The sequence below is a fragment of the Cohnella sp. GCM10027633 genome (assembly GCF_042675445.1).
Classification (GTDB): Bacteria; Bacillota; Bacilli; order Paenibacillales; family Paenibacillaceae; genus Cohnella.
Genome location: NZ_JBHTGV010000006.1, coordinates 254,085 through 275,532, shown reverse-complemented (window position 1 = coordinate 275,532; position 21,448 = coordinate 254,085). Strand labels below are relative to the sequence as shown.

Annotated in this window: 21 protein-coding genes; 13 read left to right on the top strand and 8 right to left on the bottom strand. The window is 53.6% G+C overall.

Going from position 1 to position 21,448, the window contains the following annotated elements:
• The first annotated feature begins 494 nt into the window (after positions 1 to 494).
• The 4 genes from ACFQZG_RS16720 (at position 495) to glnA (ending at position 4,937) form a co-directional block, all read left to right on the top strand.
• Positions 495 to 1,454 carry a 4-hydroxy-3-methylbut-2-enyl diphosphate reductase gene (locus tag ACFQZG_RS16720; RefSeq protein WP_378154493.1) on the top strand — a complete coding sequence of 320 codons (960 nt, stop codon included), beginning with the start codon at positions 495 to 497 and terminating at the stop codon, positions 1,452 to 1,454.
• 27 nt (positions 1,455 to 1,481) lie between these two features.
• Entirely contained in the window at positions 1,482 to 1,985 is a 504-nt protein-coding gene (locus ACFQZG_RS16715) for a DUF2062 domain-containing protein (protein WP_378154491.1), read from the top strand.
• A 194-nt stretch (positions 1,986 to 2,179) separates the two neighbouring features.
• Positions 2,180 to 3,241 (top strand): 3-deoxy-7-phosphoheptulonate synthase, encoded by a 1,062-nt coding sequence (gene aroF, locus ACFQZG_RS16710; protein WP_378154489.1) that lies wholly within the window; start codon positions 2,180 to 2,182, stop codon positions 3,239 to 3,241.
• 271 nt (positions 3,242 to 3,512) lie between these two features.
• The gene (glnA, locus tag ACFQZG_RS16705; RefSeq protein ID WP_378154487.1) at positions 3,513 to 4,937 is read left to right on the top strand and encodes a type I glutamate--ammonia ligase; all 1,425 of its coding nucleotides are present in this window, start codon (positions 3,513 to 3,515) and stop codon (positions 4,935 to 4,937) included.
• Positions 4,938 to 4,983: 46 nt separating this feature from the next.
• On the opposite strand, the gene thpR is transcribed toward glnA, so the two are convergent.
• On the bottom strand, positions 4,984 to 5,595 hold the full coding sequence (gene thpR, locus ACFQZG_RS16700; RefSeq protein WP_378154485.1) for an RNA 2',3'-cyclic phosphodiesterase: 612 nt from the start codon (positions 5,593 to 5,595) through the stop codon (positions 4,984 to 4,986).
• A gap of 130 nt (positions 5,596 to 5,725) precedes the next feature.
• Between thpR and serC the strand changes: the two genes are divergently transcribed.
• From serC to ACFQZG_RS16685, 3 genes are all read left to right on the top strand, one after another.
• Positions 5,726 to 6,817 (top strand): 3-phosphoserine/phosphohydroxythreonine transaminase, encoded by a 1,092-nt coding sequence (gene serC / locus ACFQZG_RS16695; protein WP_378154483.1) that lies wholly within the window; start codon positions 5,726 to 5,728, stop codon positions 6,815 to 6,817.
• 99 nt (positions 6,818 to 6,916) lie between these two features.
• Complete coding sequence (gene trmL / locus ACFQZG_RS16690) at positions 6,917 to 7,375, top strand: tRNA (uridine(34)/cytosine(34)/5-carboxymethylaminomethyluridine(34)-2'-O)-methyltransferase TrmL (protein WP_378154481.1); 459 nt, start codon at positions 6,917 to 6,919, stop codon at positions 7,373 to 7,375.
• Between the two features lie 212 nt (positions 7,376 to 7,587).
• Entirely contained in the window at positions 7,588 to 7,830 is a 243-nt protein-coding gene (locus ACFQZG_RS16685) for an AbrB/MazE/SpoVT family DNA-binding domain-containing protein (protein ID WP_378154479.1), read from the top strand.
• 128 nt (positions 7,831 to 7,958) lie between these two features.
• Here the strand turns inward: ACFQZG_RS16685 and ACFQZG_RS16680 are convergent, their stop codons facing one another.
• The gene (locus tag ACFQZG_RS16680) at positions 7,959 to 8,114 is read right to left on the bottom strand and encodes a hypothetical protein (RefSeq protein ID WP_378154477.1); all 156 of its coding nucleotides are present in this window, start codon (positions 8,112 to 8,114) and stop codon (positions 7,959 to 7,961) included.
• A gap of 162 nt (positions 8,115 to 8,276) precedes the next feature.
• On the opposite strand from ACFQZG_RS16680, the gene ACFQZG_RS16675 reads away from it, so the two are divergent.
• Positions 8,277 to 9,413: an aminotransferase class I/II-fold pyridoxal phosphate-dependent enzyme gene (locus ACFQZG_RS16675; RefSeq protein WP_378154475.1), complete on the top strand. Its 1,137-nt coding sequence runs from the start codon at positions 8,277 to 8,279 to the stop codon at positions 9,411 to 9,413.
• Here the strand turns inward: ACFQZG_RS16675 and ACFQZG_RS16670 are convergent, their stop codons facing one another.
• Positions 9,414 to 9,728, bottom strand: a complete 315-nt coding sequence (locus tag ACFQZG_RS16670) for a Rieske (2Fe-2S) protein (RefSeq protein ID WP_378154473.1) — start codon at positions 9,726 to 9,728, stop codon at positions 9,414 to 9,416.
• A complete protein-coding gene (locus ACFQZG_RS16665; protein WP_378154471.1) occupies positions 9,709 to 10,575 on the bottom strand; it encodes a DUF2161 family putative PD-(D/E)XK-type phosphodiesterase in 867 nt (288 codons plus the stop codon). Before ACFQZG_RS16665 ends, ACFQZG_RS16670 begins: the two co-directional genes overlap by 20 nt.
• 203 nt (positions 10,576 to 10,778) lie before the next feature.
• Here ACFQZG_RS16665 and ACFQZG_RS16660 point away from each other — a divergent pair, with 203 nt between their 5' ends.
• A complete protein-coding gene (locus tag ACFQZG_RS16660) occupies positions 10,779 to 12,674 on the top strand; it encodes a PrkA family serine protein kinase (RefSeq protein ID WP_378154469.1) in 1,896 nt (631 codons plus the stop codon).
• A gap of 83 nt (positions 12,675 to 12,757) precedes the next feature.
• Here ACFQZG_RS16660 and ACFQZG_RS16655 read toward each other — a convergent pair whose 3' ends face one another.
• The 4 genes from ACFQZG_RS16655 to ACFQZG_RS16640 all read right to left on the bottom strand — a co-directional run bounded on the left by ACFQZG_RS16655 (position 12,758) and on the right by ACFQZG_RS16640 (position 19,232).
• The gene (locus tag ACFQZG_RS16655; RefSeq protein ID WP_378154467.1) at positions 12,758 to 14,716 is read right to left on the bottom strand and encodes a stalk domain-containing protein; all 1,959 of its coding nucleotides are present in this window, start codon (positions 14,714 to 14,716) and stop codon (positions 12,758 to 12,760) included.
• Between the two features lie 83 nt (positions 14,717 to 14,799).
• Entirely contained in the window at positions 14,800 to 16,353 is a 1,554-nt protein-coding gene (locus tag ACFQZG_RS16650) for a glycosyl hydrolase family 18 protein (RefSeq protein ID WP_378154465.1), read from the bottom strand.
• Positions 16,354 to 16,502: 149 nt separating this feature from the next.
• Positions 16,503 to 17,192 (bottom strand): sensor histidine kinase, encoded by a 690-nt coding sequence (locus tag ACFQZG_RS16645; protein WP_378154463.1) that lies wholly within the window; start codon positions 17,190 to 17,192, stop codon positions 16,503 to 16,505.
• A gap of 675 nt (positions 17,193 to 17,867) precedes the next feature.
• Positions 17,868 to 19,232 (bottom strand): sensor histidine kinase, encoded by a 1,365-nt coding sequence (locus ACFQZG_RS16640; RefSeq protein WP_378154461.1) that lies wholly within the window; start codon positions 19,230 to 19,232, stop codon positions 17,868 to 17,870.
• A gap of 330 nt (positions 19,233 to 19,562) precedes the next feature.
• Between ACFQZG_RS16640 and ACFQZG_RS16635 the strand changes: the two genes are divergently transcribed.
• Genes ACFQZG_RS16635 through ACFQZG_RS16620 form a run of 4 tightly spaced genes read left to right on the top strand, consistent with a single transcriptional unit; the run spans position 19,563 to position 21,281 of the window.
• Positions 19,563 to 20,225, top strand: coding sequence for a hypothetical protein (locus ACFQZG_RS16635; RefSeq protein ID WP_378154459.1), 663 nt, complete (start codon positions 19,563 to 19,565; stop codon positions 20,223 to 20,225).
• On the top strand, positions 20,218 to 20,760 hold the full coding sequence (locus tag ACFQZG_RS16630) for an accessory gene regulator ArgB-like protein (RefSeq protein WP_378154457.1): 543 nt from the start codon (positions 20,218 to 20,220) through the stop codon (positions 20,758 to 20,760). The genes ACFQZG_RS16635 and ACFQZG_RS16630 overlap by 8 nt, the downstream gene beginning before the upstream one ends.
• A complete protein-coding gene (locus ACFQZG_RS16625; RefSeq protein WP_378154455.1) occupies positions 20,747 to 20,875 on the top strand; it encodes a cyclic lactone autoinducer peptide in 129 nt (42 codons plus the stop codon). The genes ACFQZG_RS16630 and ACFQZG_RS16625 overlap by 14 nt, the downstream gene beginning before the upstream one ends.
• Positions 20,876 to 20,888: 13 nt before the next feature.
• Positions 20,889 to 21,281: a LytTR family DNA-binding domain-containing protein gene (locus ACFQZG_RS16620; protein ID WP_378154453.1), complete on the top strand. Its 393-nt coding sequence runs from the start codon at positions 20,889 to 20,891 to the stop codon at positions 21,279 to 21,281.
• The last annotated feature ends 167 nt before the right edge of the window (positions 21,282 to 21,448 follow it).

Sequence of the window (21,448 nt, the reverse complement as noted above, 5' to 3'; positions counted from 1 at the left end):
TTCGTATTCTTTTCAGATTATTACCGGCAAGTTACAACGTAAACTTAGGAACCGCCGTATACCGAACGGTACGTACGGTGGTGTGGGAGGTCGGCTACTCAAATAATGGGTAGCCTCCTACCCGATTAGGGGTCGCCTTTTGTCCAACCTATTGTGCCGACGAGTGGTGCTGGGAATAGGGTTGAATAATCAATCTTAATCTCGCGTTACAATCGTTGAATGCTCGATAAAGTCGATTTATCTAATACAATTTGCAAACTACAGGAAACAGTGTCAAATGTATATGATTAATCGAATACACTTCCTTATTTTGCGGTTTCCGCGCTGAATATGTAATAAATATCGTATACATCTCCGGAAGACGCGCCCCGCGGGGGTCGACTTTATCCGCTATAGTCATTAAGGTATAATAGAGAGTATCCATTCGCTGCGTCCGGGGTCCGGGTTCCTTCCGTTCCCGTCCCGTATACGGCATAGAAAGCAGGCGTTCATTCATGGAAGTCGTGAAAATATCCCCGAGAGGTTACTGCTACGGCGTCGTCGACGCCATGGTGCTGGCGCTCCAGACGGCGCGCAATCTGTCGCTGCCGCGTCCGATCTATATATTAGGCATGATCGTTCATAATAGTCACGTCACCGATGCGTTCAAGGAAGAAGGCATCATCACGCTGGACGGCAACGACCGTCTCGAAATTCTGGAGCAAGTCGAGCAGGGCACCGTTATCTTCACCGCGCACGGCGTCTCCCCGGAAGTTCGCCGCAGGGCGAAGGAGAAAGGGCTGACGATCGTCGACGCGACTTGTCCGGACGTCACGAAGACGCACGATCTGATCCGGGAGAAGGTCGGGGACAATTACGAGGTTATCTATATCGGCAAGAAAGGCCACCCCGAGCCGGAAGGCGCCATCGGAATCGCCCCGGGCCACGTGCATCTGATCGAGCGCGAAGAAGATATCGAGAAGCTGAAGCTGGATACGGATCGCATCATTATCACGAACCAGACGACGATGTCCCAATGGGATATCAAGCATCTGATGGCGCTGCTGTTAAGCGCGTTCCCGTCCGCCGAAATCCATAACGAGATTTGCCTGGCGACGCAGGTGCGTCAGGAAGCGGTAGCCGGACAGGCGAAGGAAGCCGACCTGTGCATCGTCGTCGGCGATCCGAGAAGCAACAACTCGAACCGTCTCGCGCAAGTGTCCGAGGAGATCGCGGGCGTGCCCGCCTATCGGATCGCCGATCTCGGCGAGCTGAAGCAAGAGTGGCTCGAGGGCGTTAACCGGGTGTCCGTTACTTCCGGCGCTTCGACGCCGACCGCGCTGACGAAGGAAGTCATCGCGTACTTGGAGCAATACGAGCACGGCGACCCGGCCACCTGGCCGCTGGTAAGAACCGTAAACACGAACAAGCTGCTGCCCAACGTCAAGGAACGCGCAACCGAGGCGCCCAAGTAACGGTCGGCCTCGAAGAAGGAGATCCGAATGCAGCAACGATTACAGACGACTTGGCGATGGCTGAAATACAAATACTTGCTCCTGATGCGCGCCGAAGGCGGAGCCTCCATGGTCGCGATGGGCTTCGCGATCGGCATCGCGATCGAGATGTTCACGCTGCCCACGCTCGGCGTCGCTTTCATTCTTATTTTCCCGCTCGTGTACGTTCTTAAGGGGAATCTCCCCGCGGCATTAATCGGATTCGTCATCGGCAAGCTCATCTACATCCCGATGATGTATCCGAACTCGAAGGTCGGCGCGCTCGTGTTGCCGAAGCATCTCGTCTTCGATATCTCGTTCTTGCCCGAATGGATGAACCGGTTGCTGCTGACGAACCTGAAGCTTATCGTCGGCGGCATGATCGACGGCATCATTCTTGGAATCATCTGCTACTTCCCGATCAAGATGAGCATCAACGCGTTCAAGGCGAGACGCAAGGAGAAGCGGAAGCTGACCCGGGCGCAGACGGACGCGGGATCGACGGACTCATGAATCGCATCGTTCCAAAAATAGATTTCTGTACGGTATTTTCAAGCGCTTACGGACAAGTTGGCGAGGGGAATGACCGTTGACAAGAAATCTATTTTTCGCTATTATTACTTTAGTGCTTAAAAGCGTATAAGCGTCGAAGCGTATAAGCGTCAAAGCGTATAAGCGTTAAACTATTCCAGGAGCGTGAATCCCTCATGATCGTTATCACATCCCCGCATATAACCGACGGACGGATCGCGGAAATCGTCCGCGTCATCGAACAAAGCGGCGTGCAAGCGCACGTATCGCGCGGCACCGACCGCACCGTCATCGGCATCATCGGCAAAGCATCCCCTTCCTTGTCGGAGCACATTCGCTCCATGCAGGGAGTTGAGAACGTCATAAAAATTTCGAAGTCTTATAAGCTCGCCAGCCGCGACTTCCATCCGGACGACACGATCATCGAAGTGAAAGGCGTCAAGATCGGCGGAGACAATCTCGTCGTCATGGGCGGCCCGTGCGCCGTCGAGACGCCGGAGCAGATCGACGAGATCGCGCGCCTGGTCAAGGCGGCGGGCGGCCAAGTGCTGCGCGGAGGCGCGTTCAAGCCGCGCACCGGTCCTTACAGCTTCCAAGGCATCGGCATCGAGGGCTTGAAGTGGATGAAGGACGCGGGGGACAAATACGGTCTGCTCACGATTACGGAAGTCATGGCGCCCGAGTTCGTGGACGTGTGCGCGGAGTACGCCGACATCATGCAAGTCGGCACGCGCAACATGCAGAACTTCGACTTGCTGCGCAAGCTCGGCACGATCAAGAATCCGGTGCTGCTCAAGCGCGGGTTCAGCGCGACGTACGACGAATGGCTGAACGCGGCGGAGTACATTCTCGCCGGCGGCAATCCTAACGTCATGTTATGCGAACGCGGCATCCGCACGTTCGAGACGTACACCCGCAATACGTTCGACCTGACCGCGATTCCGGTCATCCAACAGCTGTCCCACTTGCCGGTTGTCGCCGATCCGAGCCATGCGACCGGTCGCCGCGAGCTCGTGGAGACGATGACGAAGGCATCCGTCGCCGCAGGCGCGAACGGCTTGATCATCGAGATGCATACGGATCCCGACAACTCGGCGACGGGAGACGGCGTCCAATCGCTGTTCCCGGATCAATTCGCCAACCTGCTGAAGGAGCTGGAGCAGCTTGCGCCGCTGCTCGGCAAGAAATTTGACACGGCGAAGGAGCCCGCGTCCGCGTTCGAGACTTGGGTGAAGTAACGATAGCCGCAACAACGGACGGCCCGCGATACGCGGGCCGTTTTTTTGCATCGTTCGGAAGTCGAATTCCGATGTAAATACGCGAATTTGAACGTTTTATGAACAAACCGCCCAAAGTGTAAGCAATGCTAACATAACCACAAAAAATACCTTACATAAGTATTGACGCTCCACAAGACCGAGTTTTATAATAACGTCATAAGTTCGGGGAAAACTTGAACAATAGAACGAAATCATACTCTTAATGTTCGGAAATGGGGAGGAAATGTAAATGTCTGTACAACAAGTATTGGATCTGATCAAGGAAAAGAACATCGAATTCGTAGACTTCCGCTTCATCGACCTCGGCGGCCGCGCTCACCACATCACGCTTCCATCGACGGAAGTAGAAGCTGAAACGTTCGAAAACGGCGTAGCGTTCGACGGTTCCTCGATCACGGGCTTCCGCGGTATCGAAGAATCCGACATGGTCATGATGCCTGACACAGATTCCGTATACGTTGATCCATTCACCGCTCATGCGACTTTGATCGTTATTTGTAACATCCACACGCCTGACGGCCAACGCTACGAGCGCGACCCGCGTTCGATCGCCCACAAAGCGGAAGAGTACCTGCAAAACGCTGGCGTAGGCACGGCTGCTTACTTCGCTCCGGAATCCGAGTTCTTCATCTTCGACGACGTTCGTTACGAAAGCACGATGAATTCCTCTTCGTTCTTCGTAGACTCCGAAGAAGCGGCTTGGAACACGAACCGCAAAGAAGAAGGCGGCAACCTGGGCTTCAAAGTCGGCGTTAAAGGCGGTTACGTTCCTGTAGCACCGGTCGACTCCCAACAAGACATCCGCAGCGAAATGGTTCGCCTGATGCAAGAATCCGGCCTCCGTATCGAGCGTCACCACCACGAAGTGGCGACGGCCGGCCAAGCGGAAATCAACTTCCGTTTCGACACGCTGACGAAAACAGCCGACAACCTTATGAAATATAAATACATCATTCACAACGTGGCTCGCCAATACGGCAAAGTCGCAACGTTCATGCCTAAGCCGCTCTTCGGAGACAACGGTTCCGGCATGCACGTTCACCAATCGATCTTCAACGAAGGCAACCCGCTGTTCTACGAAAAAGGCGGCTACGCGAACCTGAGCCAAATGGCTCTGCACTACATCGGCGGTATCCTTCACCATGCGCCTGCGTTGATCGCGATCACGAACCCGTCCACGAACTCGTTCAAACGTCTCGTGCCTGGTTACGAAGCGCCGGTTAACCTCGTATACTCCAAAGGCAACCGTTCCGCTGCCGTTCGTATCCCGGTTGCAGCGGTTACGCCGAAAGGCTGCCGCATCGAGTTCCGTACGCCGGACTCCACGGCGAACCCGTACCTTGCTTTCGCGGCGATGCTGATGGCAGGTCTGGACGGCATCAAACGCAAGATCGATCCCTCGGCACTCGGCTACGGTCCGTTCGACACGAACATCTACGAGCTGTCCGACGATCAGAAGAAAGAAATCCGCAGCGTACCGGGCACGCTCGACGAAGCTCTTGACGCTCTGGAAGCGGACTTCGAGTTCTTGACCGAAGGCGGCGTCTTCACGAAAGAATTCATCGACAACTACGTAACGGTTAAGCGCGCAGAAGCGAAAGCTGTCGCGATCCGCATCCACCCTTACGAGTACGGCCTCTACTTCGACTGCTAATTCGCGGTTATGCGTTCGTAAAGCTCCCCTTCGAGGGGAGCTTTTTTCATGCCTTGCGGCCGAGCGGGAAGACGCCCATCGGCTCGTAGCTCGGCCGCTTGCCGAGATACGTGCGGAACAGCGTGACGCGATCCGCGATCCACGCCGCCGAGGCTTCCGACGGCGGCCCGCCCGGCGCGGCGCGCCATGCCGCCGCGATCAGCTCCGCCGCGCCGCCGTCGTCCGCGGCGGCGCCGGTCCATCCGCGCGCGAGCGTCGCGTGCGCGCGGAAGGGCCTCGCCTCCGTCGCGAAGCCGGAGGCGTTCAGGCGCGCTCCCAGCGCCGCGTGCAGCGCGGTTAGCGCGCCCCCGGGTGCGGCGGGCTCCGCCAGGCCGCACCATAGCACGCGCGGAGCTGACGGCGCGCCGAAGGCGCCAGGCTCCGTCAGCGCGAGCGCGAACGGCGCAGCCAGCGACGCGGCTGCCGCCGCCGCGGCGCTAAGCGCCTCCACGCGCGAGGCGGGCGTGTCGCCGATGAAGTGCAGCGTCACGTGCAAGTCCGCCGGGTGCGTCCAGCCGCGGAAACTTAACGATTGCGCCATCGACGCCATTTTACCGCTTAAATACGCTTGTGCGGATTCAGACAGCCGTAAACCGAGAAAAAGGCGAAAATTATCCACTGAACCCACAACTTTCGTTCGGAATTTTCACGAATATGACGTACTTCGCGAGCAGTTTATGGTTGCTCTGTCGGCAACGGCTTGATATGATAAGCCTATCTTAATTCTAAACAAGGTGGGAACAGGAAAGATGGCTAATCGTGCCTATAACTTCAATGCCGGTCCGGCGGCGTTGCCGTTAGACGTATTGAAGCAAGCACAAGAGCAGTTCGTGGAATACGGCGACAGCGGCATGTCGCTTATGGAAATGTCGCATCGCGGGCCGATCTACGAGAAAGTCCATTACGAAGCGGATTCGCTTCTTCGCGAGCTTCTCGGCATTCCAAGCGGCTATAAAGTGCTCTTCATCCAAGGCGGAGCAAGCACGCAATTCGCCATGGTTCCCATGAATCTGCTTCGTCCGGGCCAGACGGCCGCTTACGTGTCGACGGGAAGCTGGGCGACGAAGGCGATCCAAGAAGCGCAAATGTTCGGCCAGACGTCCATCGCGGCATCCTCCGAAGCGGACAAGTTCATGCGCATTCCCTCGATCGGCGAGCTGAACTACGCTTCCGACGCGGCATACTTGCACCTGACTTCCAATGAAACGATCGAAGGCACGCAATGGGCGGAATATCCGGATACGGGCTCCGTGCCGCTCGTCGGCGACATGTCCAGCGATATTCTGTGCCGTCCGATCGACGTCTCGAAGTTCGGCCTCATCTACGCAGGCGCGCAGAAGAACCTCGGCCCGTCGGGCGTCACGATCGTTATTATTCGCGAAGATCTTATTCGCAAACCCGAAATCGCCGGCGTGCCGACGATGCTTCGCTACGATACGCATGCCAAAGCCGACTCGCTGTACAACACGCCGCCTACGTTCGCGATCTACATGGTGAACGAAGTGCTGAAGTGGGTCAAGTCGCAAGGCGGCGCCGAAGCGATGGCAGCCCTGAACGCCGACAAAGCAGGAACGCTGTACAACCTGATCGACGGATCCGGCGGGTTCTACCGTGGATGCGCGATGCCTGGCAGCCGTTCGATCATGAACGTCACGTTCCGCCTCGGCTCGGAAGAGCTGGAGAAGCAATTCGCCAAGGAATCGGAGCAGCAAGGCTTCGTCGGGCTGAAAGGCCATCGCAGCGTCGGCGGCTTGCGCGCGTCGATCTATAACGCGGTGCCGCTCGAGAGCGTTCGCGCCCTTGCCGAGTTCATGCAAGACTTCCAGAAGCGCAATGGTTAATGGAACGCCCAGGCGATGACGCATAATAGCGGTACATTGTACCGCTGTTTTGCGTTGTACGCCTTTTAGTGCGCGGCAAGCAGCAAGGAGGACAACCCCGTGGCATTCCACATCGTGCTCGTCAATCCGGAAATTCCGGCGAATACGGGTAACATCGCGCGTACCTGCGCGGCGACCGGCACTCATCTGCATCTCGTGCGTCCGCTCGGCTTCGATACCGACGACAAGACGTTGAAGCGCGCCGGTCTCGATTATTGGTACGCGGTCAACATTACTTATTACGACTCGTTCGAAGAGGTGAAAGCCGCCTTCCCGGAAGGCCGGTTCTTCTTCGCGAGCACGCGCGTGACGAAGCGTTACAGCGACTTCGACTTCAAGGACGGGGATCTGTTCGTGTTCGGCCGGGAGACGAAGGGGCTGCCGCAGGACATCCTGGACGCCCACCCCGATACGGGCATGCGGATTCCGATGACGGACAAGGTCCGCTCGCTTAACTTGGCGAATTCCGCGGCGATCGTCGTGTTCGAAGCGCTTCGGCAGAACGATTTTCCTGTGTGATATTAGCGGGAAGTACAATTATTGAGCGATCATACGGCCATTGATGAATTCGACAATTAACAGTTAATTTCGATAACTTTAGCCAAATTTATATTATTTTAAGTAAAAATGTTGTCGATGCAGGAGATTATCTGTCGATAGCGAACGGTATAGGATGGCAAAAGTGTTTCAGGAGACTAACTAGATTTGACTACTCGATTGGAGGAAATGCTTTGAAACCGGCTGGCGTAGTTCGTAAGGTGGATCAATTGGGGCGGATCGTATTGCCCAAGTCGTTGCGCAAAAGATATCAAATGAACGAAGGGGATCCGGTAGAGATACTGGTCCAAGGCGATCATATCATTCTCGAACGTTATCGGCCTCGCTGCGTGTTCTGTTCTTCGATGGAAGGCGTCGGAGAATTCAAGGAGCGTTACGTGTGCGCTTCCTGCTTGAAGGACATGTCCGGGCTGTAAACATAGCCGCAAGAAGTAGCCGCCCGCCGGGGCGGTTTTTTTGTTCGTATGCGCAACGAATGCCCATACAACGCAAAAAGCCGGAATCTTCCCCGTTCGGGAAGATATCCGGCTTCGGGGCCGATCGATTAGAGTCCGCTCGTTTTGTCGTCGTTATAAGACGATGTCAATATCGCGCCGAGGAACAACGCCAACACGAGAATGACGATCCAGAATTGATTGGACATTCCGAATAGCTTGTAAGCACCTTCAGCCGCTTTGGCAGCCGTCTCCGCAAGAAACATGTCCTACACCTCCGATTAACTTCTTTTATTATACCCAACGTCCTCCAAAAAGAAAACGCTAAAATGTGTGAACAATTTGCAACCGTCATAGGGCTATGGAACCGCGACGCATCGCATATAGATGTACCAAGACGGCGCAAACGTCTGGGGGAGGGATACGCCTTGAACCAGGTCATTAACTGGATGGGTGGATGGCCCAAGGAAGGCTTGGTGGCCGGCGCGGATTGGGACGAGAGATTGGCGAGAGCGGCCGCCAAGGCGGCGGAGATCGCCGCGATCAGCGGCATCTCGCATCGTTTCGAAGCGCAAGGAACGCCCAAGCTTCGCGAACAGCTCGCGCAGGGGCTGCTGAGGGGCAAAACCGGCGGCAACGCCAGGCTGCTAACGGTGACTAACGGCGCGGACGGAGCGCTCTCTTGGATCTTGGACAGGACGGCGAAGCCCGGCGACGTCGTGCTCGTGGAGCGGCTGACGTCAAGATCGGCGCTGCAGTCGTTCCGCCGGGCGGGGCTACAGCCGATGGCGATCGCGGGCGACCGCGGCGGCATGGATCCGGAAGCGCTCACGACGGCTCTATACCGATATCGGCCGAAGCTGGTGTACGTCGGATGGACGTGCACCGATCCGGAAGGCGCAAGCTGGAGCGCCGATCGTAAACAGGCGGTGCGCGCCAGATGCTTGGAAGCGGGCGTGCTGCTTGTCACGGACGATCGGCAGGAGATGTTGCTGTACGACGGCGACGACCCCGAGTCGCACCGTCGCCTAGACCCCGGAGTATTGTCGATCGGGCAGCTTCCGCCCGGGTTGATCTCCGGATTGCGCATCGGATGGATCGCCGGCCATATTGAATCGCTAAGGCAAGACCCGAACGCCGAAGTTCCGGCGATCAAAGAGCCGCTCGTCAGCGCGATCGAGCAACGGGCGCTCTCGGATCTGATCGAGGAGCAGCCGCTGGCGCCGCTTATCGAGATGTTCAAGGTGCAGTGCGACGTCAGAATGCGGAAGCTGACCGATTTGCTCTCGCACAAACGGCTGCCGGACGTAACATGGGCGACGCCGAAGGGCGGCATTCATCTGTGGGTCGCGTTGCCGCAAGGGTTGGACGGGGAGACGCTGCTGAAAGGCGCATGGCTGAAGGGACTTATTTTCCAGCCGGGCGGACCTTTCTACGCGAAAGATCCGCAGAACAACGCCGTACGGCTCACCTTCGCGTTCGCGGACGAGAGGCAGCTGAAGCTCGGCGTGTCGCGGCTGGCGGAGAGCATCGAGGAATTCACGGGAAGGTGGTCGATCGGCTGATTATCGGTCTTCGCCGACGGCGATAAGCCTGTCGCCTCTCGCTTCGACCCGACGGCTCAGGAGTCGCTCGTCCGGTTGATTCAGACATTCGCCGGACGCGGCGTCGAACGTCCAGAAGTGAAGCGGGCAGAACAGCACGTCGTTCATCGGACGAACTTCGCCGCCCGCATGAGGGCATAATCCGCTGAGCAGCCGATATTCCCCGTCGCCGCAGCGCACGAGCCAGTAGGGCGTCATGTCCAGCAACACTTCCGCGGGCAACGTCCCGAACCGTTCGAGCGGTCCTAGATCGATCTCATTCTCGTGCTCGTTCATCGTCCGTTCCTCCTTCCGCCTTCGCCGCGGCGAACTCGGCCGCGGTGGCCCAAGCGTATTTGGCCGTCCATGCCGCGACGACTTCGGAATATTCCTTGAGCGCCGCGCGGCCGGACGGCGATAGTTCGTATCTTCCGACGCCGAGCCGCCGGAACCAGCCGTAATAGTTCGTGCGCAGCAACGAGCCGGCGTCGGGACATCCGGTCCAGTCCCGCACTTGGCGGGGCGCGGACGCCCCGTGGGCGGCTAACGCCAGCGCGCATTGCAGCGCCCGCTCGCGATAGGCGGTCACGAGCTTGCGTTTCGTGCTGCCTCCGACGTTGTAATCGCCGCTGCGCGCCGAGAACTCCTTGAGCAGCCGCGCGGCGCCTTTCTTGCGGCCGCCGGCAGCCGCGGCCAGCGCGTAGGCTTGCTGCGCTTCCGCGGCTACGACGGCGTCTGCCGGGTTGGATATACGGACGCGCTCCGACGCGTACGGCGCTCCCGGCTCGCACCAAACTTCGAGCACGGGCGCCTTGGTCTTGTAGAACGTGACGGTGAGGAAGCCGAGCTGCAATCTGCGGCACAGCGTCGTAATGTCGCCGAACCGCTGGTTGTGCGCGCCTTTCTTCGTCCGATTCCGTTCGACGGCGAGCCATACGGCCGCGCCGGTCTTCTGTCTATCGATGCCTTGCAGCAGCAAAGGCAACGTGAATATTCGCTTCATCTCTACGATCGTGGGAATGTCCTGTCCGGGATGGTAAGCGACGAGGTCGCAGCCCCGGATTTCGGCCTTCACCTCGAAGCCCCGTTCGGTGAAGAAGGCTTTGATCGGCGGGTAAAGCTCGGTCTCGTGCTTGACGGCCATCGCCATCCCTCCTCGCGCTTGCGTGCTGAATGCTGGAACGTTATCGACATTATAGCATACGGCGGGCGCGCGAAAGACAAGTCCGTCTCTCGGAATTGATCCCCATGTCCCAACAATGTTAGGTCAAATTCGTCCGCATTGCCGCATAGGTATGTAATACGTTCGGGTGACGAGGTAGAGAAAGAGAGCGAGGAGGAAGCGGCATGGACATCTTCAAGCGCATTGCGGAGTATCGGGCCGAGAGTGAGAAGCTGAACTGGTCGGGGACGTTCCGGGATTATATCGAGCTGCTGCGGAGCGACAGCACGCCCGCGATGACCGCTCACGCCAGGGTATACGACATGATCGTCTCCCAAGGGGTAGAGGAGAAGGGCGGGAACAAAAGATATAAGTTTTTCGAATCGGAGATTTTCGGTCTCGACCGGACGATGGAGAAGCTGGTGGAGGAATACTTCCATTCCTCGGCGCGCAGGCTCGATGTCCGCAAGCGGATCTTGCTGCTCATGGGTCCCGTGAGCGGCGGCAAATCGACGATCGTTACGCTGCTTAAAAAAGGGCTCGAGCGCTATTCCCGCACCGATCGCGGAGCCGTGTACGCCATTAAGGGCTGCCCGATGCACGAAGACCCGCTGCACCTGATACCGTCCGAGCTGCGGGACGATATCGAGAAGGAGCTCGGCGTCCGAATCGAGGGCAACCTGTGCCCTTCATGCCAGATGCGGCTGCGCACCGAGTACGACGGAGACATCGAACGGGTCTCCGTCGAGCGCGTACTTATATCGGAGGAGAACCGCGTCGGCATCGGCACGTTCAGCCCATCCGATCCGAAATCGCAGGATATCGCGGACTTGACCGGAAGCATCGACTTCTCGACGATCACGGAATACGGCTCGGAATCCGATCCGCGCGCGTACCGGTTCGACGGGGAGCTGAACAAGGCGAACCGCGGGCTCATGGAGTTCCAGGAGATGCTCAAGTGCGACGAGAAGTTTCTGTGGAACTTGTTATCGCTAACGCAAGAGGGCAACTTCAAAGCCGGACGATTCGCGCTCATCAGCGCCGACGAGCTCATCGTCGCGCATACGAACGAATCCGAGTACAAGGCGTTCATCTCCAACAAGAAGAACGAGGCGCTTCAGTCGCGGATGATCGTCATGCCCGTGCCTTACAATCTTAGGGTATCGGCGGAAGAGAAAATTTACTCCAAGCTAATCGGGCAGTCCGATATGAAGCACATCCACATCGCTCCTCACGCCCTCCGGGCCGCAGCCATATTTTCCATACTCACGAGACTGAAGGAATCGAAGAAACAGGGCATGGACCTCGTGAAGAAAATGCGGATGTACGACGGCGAAGAAGTGGAAGGCTACAAGGAAGCGGATCTGAAGGAAATGCAGAACGAGTACAGCGACGAAGGGATGTCCGGCATCGATCCGCGTTACGTCATCAACCGGATCTCGAGCGCGCTCATCAAGCACGACATGCCGTGCATCAACGCGCTCGACGTGCTGCGGGCGCTCAAGGACGGCCTCGACCAGCATCCTTCGATCTCGAAGGAGGAGCGGGAGAAGTACCTCAACTTCATCTCGGTGGCGCGCAAGGAGTACGATACGCTCGCCAAGAAGGAAGTTCAGAAGGCGTTCGTCTACTCGTTCGAGGAATCGGCGCGCACGCTGTTCGAGAACTATCTGGACAATATCGAATCCTATTGCAACTGGTCGAAGATCAAGGACCCGCTCACCGGCGAGGAGATGGATCCCGACGAGAGGCTCATGCGCTCGATCGAGGAGCAGATCGGCATCTCGGAGAATGCGAAGAAGGCGTTCCGCGAAGAGATACTGATCCGCATCTCCGCTTATTCCCGCAAGGGCAAGAAATTCGATTACAGCACGCACGACCGGCTGCGTGAGGCGATCGAGAAGAAGCTGTTCACCGACTTGAAGGATATCGTCAAGATTACGACGTCGACGAAGACGCCGGACGAGAGCCAGCTGAAGCGGATCAACGAAGTGACGAAGCGGCTCATCGACGAGCACGGCTATTGCCCGGTGTGCTCCAACGAGCTGATGCGGTACGTGGGCAGCCTCTTGAATCGGTAAGCGATGCGGCTATGCATAATGAAGGAGGCCCCCGTCTCGGAATGAGACGGGGGCCTTGGCGTTGCGCTAATGTTCGAATTCGTTTAGTCGATTACCATCGTCACTTTGCCGTTCACGAACGACACCGTATCGAAGTTTCCATACACCCACACTTCGATTGTTTTTCCCGCGAAAGACGAAATGCTCTTCGTAGATGGCGTACCCCAGGAGAAGCGAACCTGATCTTTGGTCATGCCGAGCGATACTTGTTCCGCTTTGACTTGCTTCCATACGGATGCGGACCAGGCATATTTCTTATAGGGGTCGTAGGAAAGGAAAGCAAATTCGTTAGAGAACAGATCCGTAACGTTACTCTCTGCCATTGAGTAGCTCTTCAACGATTTTCCTGTGCTAGTCTTGAATACGATCGTATAAAATCCCGTGTCATCCGGCAGGATATCCGTTATCGTAACTTTGGAGAATCGTTCCCACCCTTGGAAATGATTGATCCAGTACGACTTGCCGATGAATTTCGCGAGGCTTCCTTGCGCGGCCCTCTTGACTAACAGCGCCGTATCGTCGGAGACGACCGTCATCGAGGCGCTTCCAATAGTGATCACAGCTTGCTTCCATTTCGCGTCCCATTGAATGCGTGCACCTAGCACATCGGTAAGCAGCGCCGCAGGGAAGAGAGTTTCTCCGTTGACTATCATAGGAGCGGCTTTAAGTTGAAGTGTTTTGTCGTTAAACTTAACGTTCTTATCGCCCGTTCTCAGCGAAACCGTCGTATCCCCAAGTTGTACGTCGAATGCTCCGCCACTCGTTGCGACCGATCCGCTTAGCGCTTCGAATACCGGTTTAATCGGTATGAAGACAACGCCGTTTACGAGTTTGGCGTGTTTTAATTTGTTCCGAAGGCTAATAGAAACCGTGAATGTCTTCGTCGTTCCGCTTGCTGTGACAGATACTTGCGACTGTCCTACGCCGAGCGCTTTGAGCGTACCGTTCGATTGAAACTTCAGCAGGTACGGTTTTTGAACAGTAACGTTGGATTCGGAAACAGGTACTTTAAACTTGGCACCGTTCGTGTAGGTTTCTTGTATATCGATTTTAATCGTCCCGTTAACGAACGGTTTCAGATCGGAGAGCGCAGCGTCTACCTTGTCGATGGATGGCGCGTCGAAGGGGATCACATTCTCTTCGTCATATAGCAACCAACTCCCGTCGCTGCGCTGTGCGTAAAATTGTTCGACACTCGATAGGCTGTCCGTCTTGACGATCTGACTTAGTCCCGGGATTTGGGCAACTAACTTCCAGCGATCCTGATAGTCGCCGGTTCGCCACACCGTACCGTCTTTGCGAGTCACTATCAACGCATCCGTCGGGCTGTTGGCGACGTATTCGATATGGACTGCGTCTTCCGCGACGGTAACGGGTATGACTTGCAGGTTATCGTCAAAGTTGAATTCCTCGAACACGACGACCTTTCCGCTATCATATAGCAAGGCGACACTATTATCGTCGACTGCAAGCGAGACGACGGACGACGCGTCGGGAATCGTATTAAATGTTCTGAAAATTCCGGCCGTATAGCGATTTTCCAATAGCACATCGCCTGACTTCGTTAACGCTCCGAAGCCTGATCCCTGCCCAATCAAGTGGACGCCTTCGAGCTTCTTCAGTTTGCCGTCCCATGTCCACACGGTACCGTCAGACTTCAACCAGCGATTCCCAGCTACTTGCTTTATGCCCGTCTGACCGGCAACCTTTGTCGGCGGTTTACCAGGTCCGAATGAAACGAGTTCTCCGCTGGACGTTATACCTATGCCGCTAAGCTCGCCCCCGGTAATTGCCACGAGATCGCCTGGCGTATGCATCGCGCCGCTCCATGTCGTATCCAACGTCCATAATGAGCCGTCTTCCAATAAAATGGTGTTTTTACCGATAATGTCCTTAATTCGAGATTCATCTGCTTTCGCCAATACGCTACCGCTCGATTGCACGTTCAAGCTGAAGCTGATTACCAGTACGAAAACAGCGATAAGATGCAAAGCCCTTCTCATTACGCGACCACGCTTCTTTCAAAGGTTATAGGTTATGGGACCTATTACCATTCGACACGGATCGTCATATTCCTTCCTGTTCTTCAATAATCTCTCAATCCGTTGGTCAGCGCGTTCAACAGCGTGCGCGAGGAGTCATCCTGCGTCAACTCCCATATCATCGCGCCGCCTAGTTTTTTCGACTTCACATAGCTGGCTTTGTATCCGATCGACTCGGCATCTTCGTACGTGACGAAGGTGCCGGTCGTTTTTTTGTACAGATACGGCGCCTTGGCATCGGCGTTCCAATAACGCACGAACCCGTTAGCGTTAATCCATCCTTGCTGCTTCAGATCTTCGTAGCTGTACATTTTACGAGTCGGTCCGTCGCAAGCTTGGTAGAGCCCGTTGTTCGTCGCATCGCAGGACGTCCAGCTGCGGCCGTAGAACGGGACGCCGAGCACGAGCTTCGAAGCGGGAACGCCCGCCTTCAGGTAGAGGTTAACGATGGCGTCGTCGTTGTCCGTCGCAAGCTTGCCGCCAGGGCCCGCGCTATCCGCGTACAAGGCGGACAGGTGACCGCTCTTGTCGTCCCAGTCGCCGTGGAAGTCGTACGTCATGAGATTCATCCAATCGACGAGGGAGACGATCTTCGCGATCTCGACGTTCTTGAGGTAAGCGGGAAAAGCGCCCGCGGCGATCGTAAGCAAATATTCCCGTCCGTCGCTCTTCTCCGCGGCATCGAGCTGATCGCGGAGTTCTTGGAGCAACAGCGTGAAGTTCGTCTTGTCTTCCTTGCGCATCTTGTTCTCGGGCAAGCCGCCGGCAACGGGATATTCCCAATCGAGGTCGACGCCGTCGAAGCCGTATTGCCGGATGAACGCGACCGCGCTGGCCGCGAACTTCTTCCTGGCGGAGGCCGTGTACGCGATATCGGAAAATTGCCCGGACCACGTCCAACCGCCGACGCTGATGAGTGTGCGCAGCCGCGGATTCGCGGATTTGGCTTGCTTCAGTTGCTTGAAGCTCGCGACGTCGGTATCGGCATCGCCCAGCACGACTTGACCGCCGCTGATGTTCGCGAAGGCGTAGTTCAAGTGGGTCAGCTTCGATAACGGTTGCGTGCTGATCGGTTCCTGTAACGCCGCGCCCCAGAACGGATAATAGGCGACGACCTTGTAAGGGCTGGTCGATGGCGTGCTCGGCGTCGTCGGCGAAGTACCGCGTTCCGCGATCGAGGCGCTGTTCGTCGCCGCGTTCCACGAGACGGTATGCTGCATGCTCTCGGCGATGGCGCGCAGCGGTAAGAATAGAGTCGCGCCTACCTTCGTCGGGGCCGGCGAGATCGTCGTCGGTTGACCGTTCGCGATCGCCTTCGTGCTACCGACCTCGAGCACGAGCTTCAAGTCTGCTTTTGTAAGGCTAAGGCGCGTCTTGTCGAGCCAATCGATACGGAAGCCGAGTGTCTCGGCGAACGGGCGCGCTTGTATGTAGACGGCGTTATTGCGATTGAAAGGGCTTACGGCGAATTCGATCGGTTGGCCTTGATAGACGACCTGAATCGGTTTCTCCGCATGTCCGGCCGGAAGCGGCAAGGCGCAGAGCGAGACGATGACGGACAATAAGACGAGGATGGCTCTAGCGGCGGCGGTGTGCAATGGAATCTCTCCTTCGGGGAACCGCGGATTCGCTTCGCTTGCGAGGCGCGAAGCGATCCTGCGATTCTACTAAGTCGCTATCTACTTAGTTTCGTGGAGAGAGAGGCTGGCGTAAATGCTAAAAGATTGGGTTCGAAGGGAAATAGAGGTTAGACGGCTAGGCGTACGCTATAGGGAAGCCGGATCGAGAACGTCGTCGTGCCCGCGGGTGAGTTGGATTCGACGGAAAGCGAGCCGCCGTAATGACGCACTCTCTCTTGAATAATCGCAAGGCCGAGTCCGGAGTGCCCGTCGCCCTTGGTCGAATAGCCGGCTTGGAAAATACGAGCCCTCGTCTCTTCGTCGATCGGGCGGCCGCGGTTCGCGACCTCCAGCGTAAGTTCTTCGTTGGCGGCTGTACGGATCGAGACATGGACGGATCGCTGTCCGGTTGGTAGAAGCCGCGTCTCATCGAAGGCGTTGTCTACCAGATTGCCCAGTATCTTGATCAGGTCGAGCATGTTGATTGCCGAATCCGGGACGTTCCATTCCTCGGGCAGCTCGCAAGTAAAGGCAATGCCGTAACCGAGCGCAACCGTCGTCTTCGCTTGGGCGAACGCGGCGAGGACGGGCGCCGAATGATTCATGATATCGCTGACTTCTTGCGTCTCTTGGACGAGCGTCTCCGTGTAGGCTTGCAGTTGATCGAATTTGCGCATCTGCGCCATCGTATGGATGACTTGGACATGATTCAGGAAGTCATGCCGTTGACCGCGGACGGTGGCGAACATGTCGTTGATGTCGCCGACGTATACGTCTTGCGCGGAGCGGATGGCGTTCGTATGCGTTTGCGTAAGCATTCGAAGCATGAACACCAGCGCAGTAAGGCTGAAGATAATCGTGAGATAGATGAGAGCAGTCAAGATGTATTGTTCATTTGTATCCGAAGAGTACTTTACCGTGAAAATCGCGCCGATCGTAACAGTTTGAATGAAAACAAGCATGATTATTTTATTGAGAATGGTCTTTTTGAAGTTCATTGTCAATAATTTCAATGATTTGACGGAAAATCTTCTTCGAATAAGCCATGCAACGATTAATACGATCGTTAGTTGCGGATATACGATAGATGCGGCGACATTAAGATTATCTCGCAATAAAGATTTTAAATCTTCTACACCCATCATCGTCGCGATGCTCACTAGAATCATATCCATGAGGATGCCGAAAATGATCATACCGGCGAATACGATCACTCTCGTACGTGTCGGAAGATCTCTGAACAAGATTACGATCAGTACGATTGACGCGAATAAAGTATTAAGCAAATGAAGGTAAGTCGGTATCAGTAAAATCAACAAATCCGTATAGACAGAGTGCGCGATCGTAAAAATGAATAAACGTCTGATTAAACGATCGGGTTGGGGATTTAAAAAAGAGAACGCGAAAAGCAAATAGCAAAACGTTTGCGGCATCGAAACGAATAAATGCAATCTAAGCGCGTCAATAAATGTATCCATTCTTTACGGTGCTCCTTAGGATGCAGGCTGTTCGACAAACGAACGAAGTTCACAGGGCAATCGGACAGAGAATATCGTCGTACCCGAGGTGGAGTCAGATTCGACGTCAAATTTTCCGCTATAATGCCGCACTCTTTCTTGAATAATCGCAAGGCCAAGTCCGGAATGTCCTTCACCTTTGGTCGAGTATCCGGCTTGGAAGATAAGAGCTCGAGTTTTTTCGTCAATAGGCCGGCCGCGGTTGGACACCTTCAACGTAATGCCGTCTGCGGTAGTCTGAATCGACACGTGAACGGAGCGTTCGCCGGCAGGCAACAAGGTGGACTCGTCGAAAGCATTATCGACAAGATTACCGAGAATCTTGATAATATCAAGCATATTAATCGCCGAATCCGGGACGTTCCATTGATCGGGTAGCTCGCAAGTGAATGCGATGCCGTAGCCGAGCGCCACCGTCGTCTTCGCTTGCGCGAATGCCGCGAGCGCGGGTGCAGTGTGATTGATAATGTCGCTGACCTCGCGCGTCTCTTGCACGAGATTCGAGGTATAAGCACGCAATTGCTCGTATTTACCCATCTGAGCCATCGTATGGATAACTTGGACGTGGTTCAGGAAGTCATGCCGTTGACCGCGGACGGACGTGAACATGTTATTGATGTCGTCGACGTACAGTGCTTGGGTTGTGCGGATGGCTTCGGTGCGGGTTCGCGTAAGCAATCGAATCATGAAGAAAATCGCAAACAAACTACAAGATATTGTGAAGTAGATCAAAACGGTAGTCACGAGCCGTTTGTCGCTGTTGAATGTGTACTGCACGCCTACGATCGATGCGATAATGACGAACTGTACGAAAAGCAATGCGAATAACCGTAATAACGGTCTTTTCTCGTCGATGTTTGCAAATAGGTTTTTAAGCGGATCGTTAGATTTGCGTTTGCGTATTAACCAACCGGCTAACGCTGCGATCAATAATTGCGGGTACATAATGGATACGATTTCGGGCAGGTTCTCCCTACGGGAGGTTTCAATATCGGGTACACCTATATAGCTCGCGACAGTTACGGTAATCATATCGCTTACAATGCTGATGAGCACGATTCCGACGAACACGAACAATTTCTTGCGCAGTTCTAGTTCTTTGAATAGCAAGAAGATAAGGACGAATATAGCTATTAACGTATTGGCGAACTGTAGATATACAGGAATCAGCAGAACAAATATGTCGGTATATACGGAATGAATGACGATGAACAAGAGCATTCGTCTTATCAGCTTATGCGGTAACGGACGCAAAAGCGAAAAGACGAACAGCCATAGAATAAAAGATTGAGGAAGCGATAGAAAAACGTGCAGCCGCACAGCATCCAGAAACGTGTCCATAACCTCTTAGGTCTCCTTATGAAGCGTGGTAATCTTCGAAGTAGCTGATATGGCAGGGTAATTGTACGGTGATTGTCGTTCTGCATCAGACTTGACTTCCAGCGTCCCGCCATATTGGGCGACTCGTCCTTTTATAAACGCAAGCCAAAGACCTTTGTTGGTGAGCTATTAGGAAAATAATACTATGATTTAACATATAGATGAATGAAATATATGGATGCGTTTTCTTAAAAAAGTGTTAAAATAATTATTAAAGTGATTTGTTTTATAAGACTTTAGTTATAGAAGAAAATGAGAAAAATACCAACGTTGATTGAGGGGACAGCTAGAATGAATCTTTTGAAATTCATTTTCTTTTCTTCGCTTGAATATTTCGGAACGTTTATGTTCGTTCTTGTCCAATTTCGATTTTCAGTTAAGGAGAATATCTCAAAAATCGTATTAATTTCTTTGTTACTATCTTTTGTTTCTTACTCATTACGATTAAACGAGCTCAATAGTATATCGCCGCTTATTCAAAACTTAATATTTTTAATGTACATTCAAATGGTTATGAAAGTAAATATTATTCATACAATCATTATGGTTTTGACCGGATATATCGTATTCGGATTAGTTCAGACATGCATTATTGCAGTTGCTTTGCATCTTGATTTTATTGACTTAAACAATTTTGAACCCGCATCGACATATGCGAATATTATTCAATTTTTATCATTTGTCGTAATGACTGTGTTCAGTCTGTTAACATTGAAATTTAAAGGCGGGTTTAGTTTTATCGAAGCTAGAAGTAGATTTTCTAGAAAAATATTCTCGGGAAAAAATAAATGGTTTCTTCTTTTAATTTTCCTTTCGTTTATCGTTACAATAATTTCTAATATTATTTTAATAGAAAGCGAGAATCCCCCGTTCTTGCTGATTGCTTCAATTATGATGATTATTCTTCTTGTTCATACTTATATGACACTTAGAAAGGATGAATCCAATGATTGAAGGAGTTGCACATCGCTTAGCAACGAAAATCAAAGAGGCTAATCCCGAAGAAACAGCCAGTATCGATGTAATGAAATTCGCATTATTTGGTTTATTAAATAATCTGATTATAACTATCGTTTCGTTGAGTCTTAGTTTCTTGTTTGGACAAGTTCAAGAGACGATTATTGTAATAACTAGCTTTTCGGTTCTTCGTTTATTTTCAGGCGGATTTCATTTTAAGACCCCGAGAGCATGTTTTATTTTCACTACTTTAATCTTCATACTGACGCCTTTTGCTCATCTAAGTGGTACAGGGATTCTTGTTGCGAGTGTTTTAGCATTAAGCTTGGTACTCATTTTCGCTCCCTCGAATATTAAGGAGCATATTCAAGTCGACGAGAAGTATTTTCCTCTGTTCAAGTTTATCTCAACGATAATCGTTATTGCATCTTACTTTATTAACGACTCTGCAGTTACAATGGCGATTTTAGCTCAATCAATAACACTGATTAATCTTAATAGGAGAGGAGGTGATTTCAATGAGGAAAAGTAAAGTTGCATTGTTACTTTCAAAAGCATTGGCTCTATGTGCTATAATGTTCGTTAGCACTGCTTCCTATTGGTATATTTATCGTCCTCAGGTTCCTAATGAACTAAAAAGGAAATAACGGGGTGAACAGGATGGTTGAGCACATCCGCTTGTTAGATCGCGACGGTAATTTGTGCTTCGTGGAAGTTGGCGAGTTAATCGCGGTCAAACCAACGGCTGACGGTCCGGAGTTTCATACGAAGGACAATCTGTACTACTACCCCACCACGCTTGAAGAGCTTCTCGTTATATTGAAGGAACAGGGATTCGAGCGTCTCGATCGCACGAACCTGGTGAACTTGAACCACATTAAAGCATTCGACAAGAAGGCCCGTAAGGTGTACTTCGAATCGCCGCACAACCCAGATAGCAAGTTCGCAACCGTCTCCGAAGCGAATTTAAGCAAGGTGGAGCACTTAGCGAAAGAGGAACAGCCTACATACAAGCCGGTACCGAAGCCGTCGCTGTTCTGGAACAGAAAATGATCTTTGCAGCCAAGCCCAAAAGGCTTGGCTGCGGCATTATTAGAGAGCGCCCTCAATTATCCATAGTCAAAACCTATGAAATTAATAGGTTTTATATATTTCACCAATAAAGATCTGCGTGATATAACCGATGTATAAGGCTTAACAATTATTGGAGGCGATCGGTT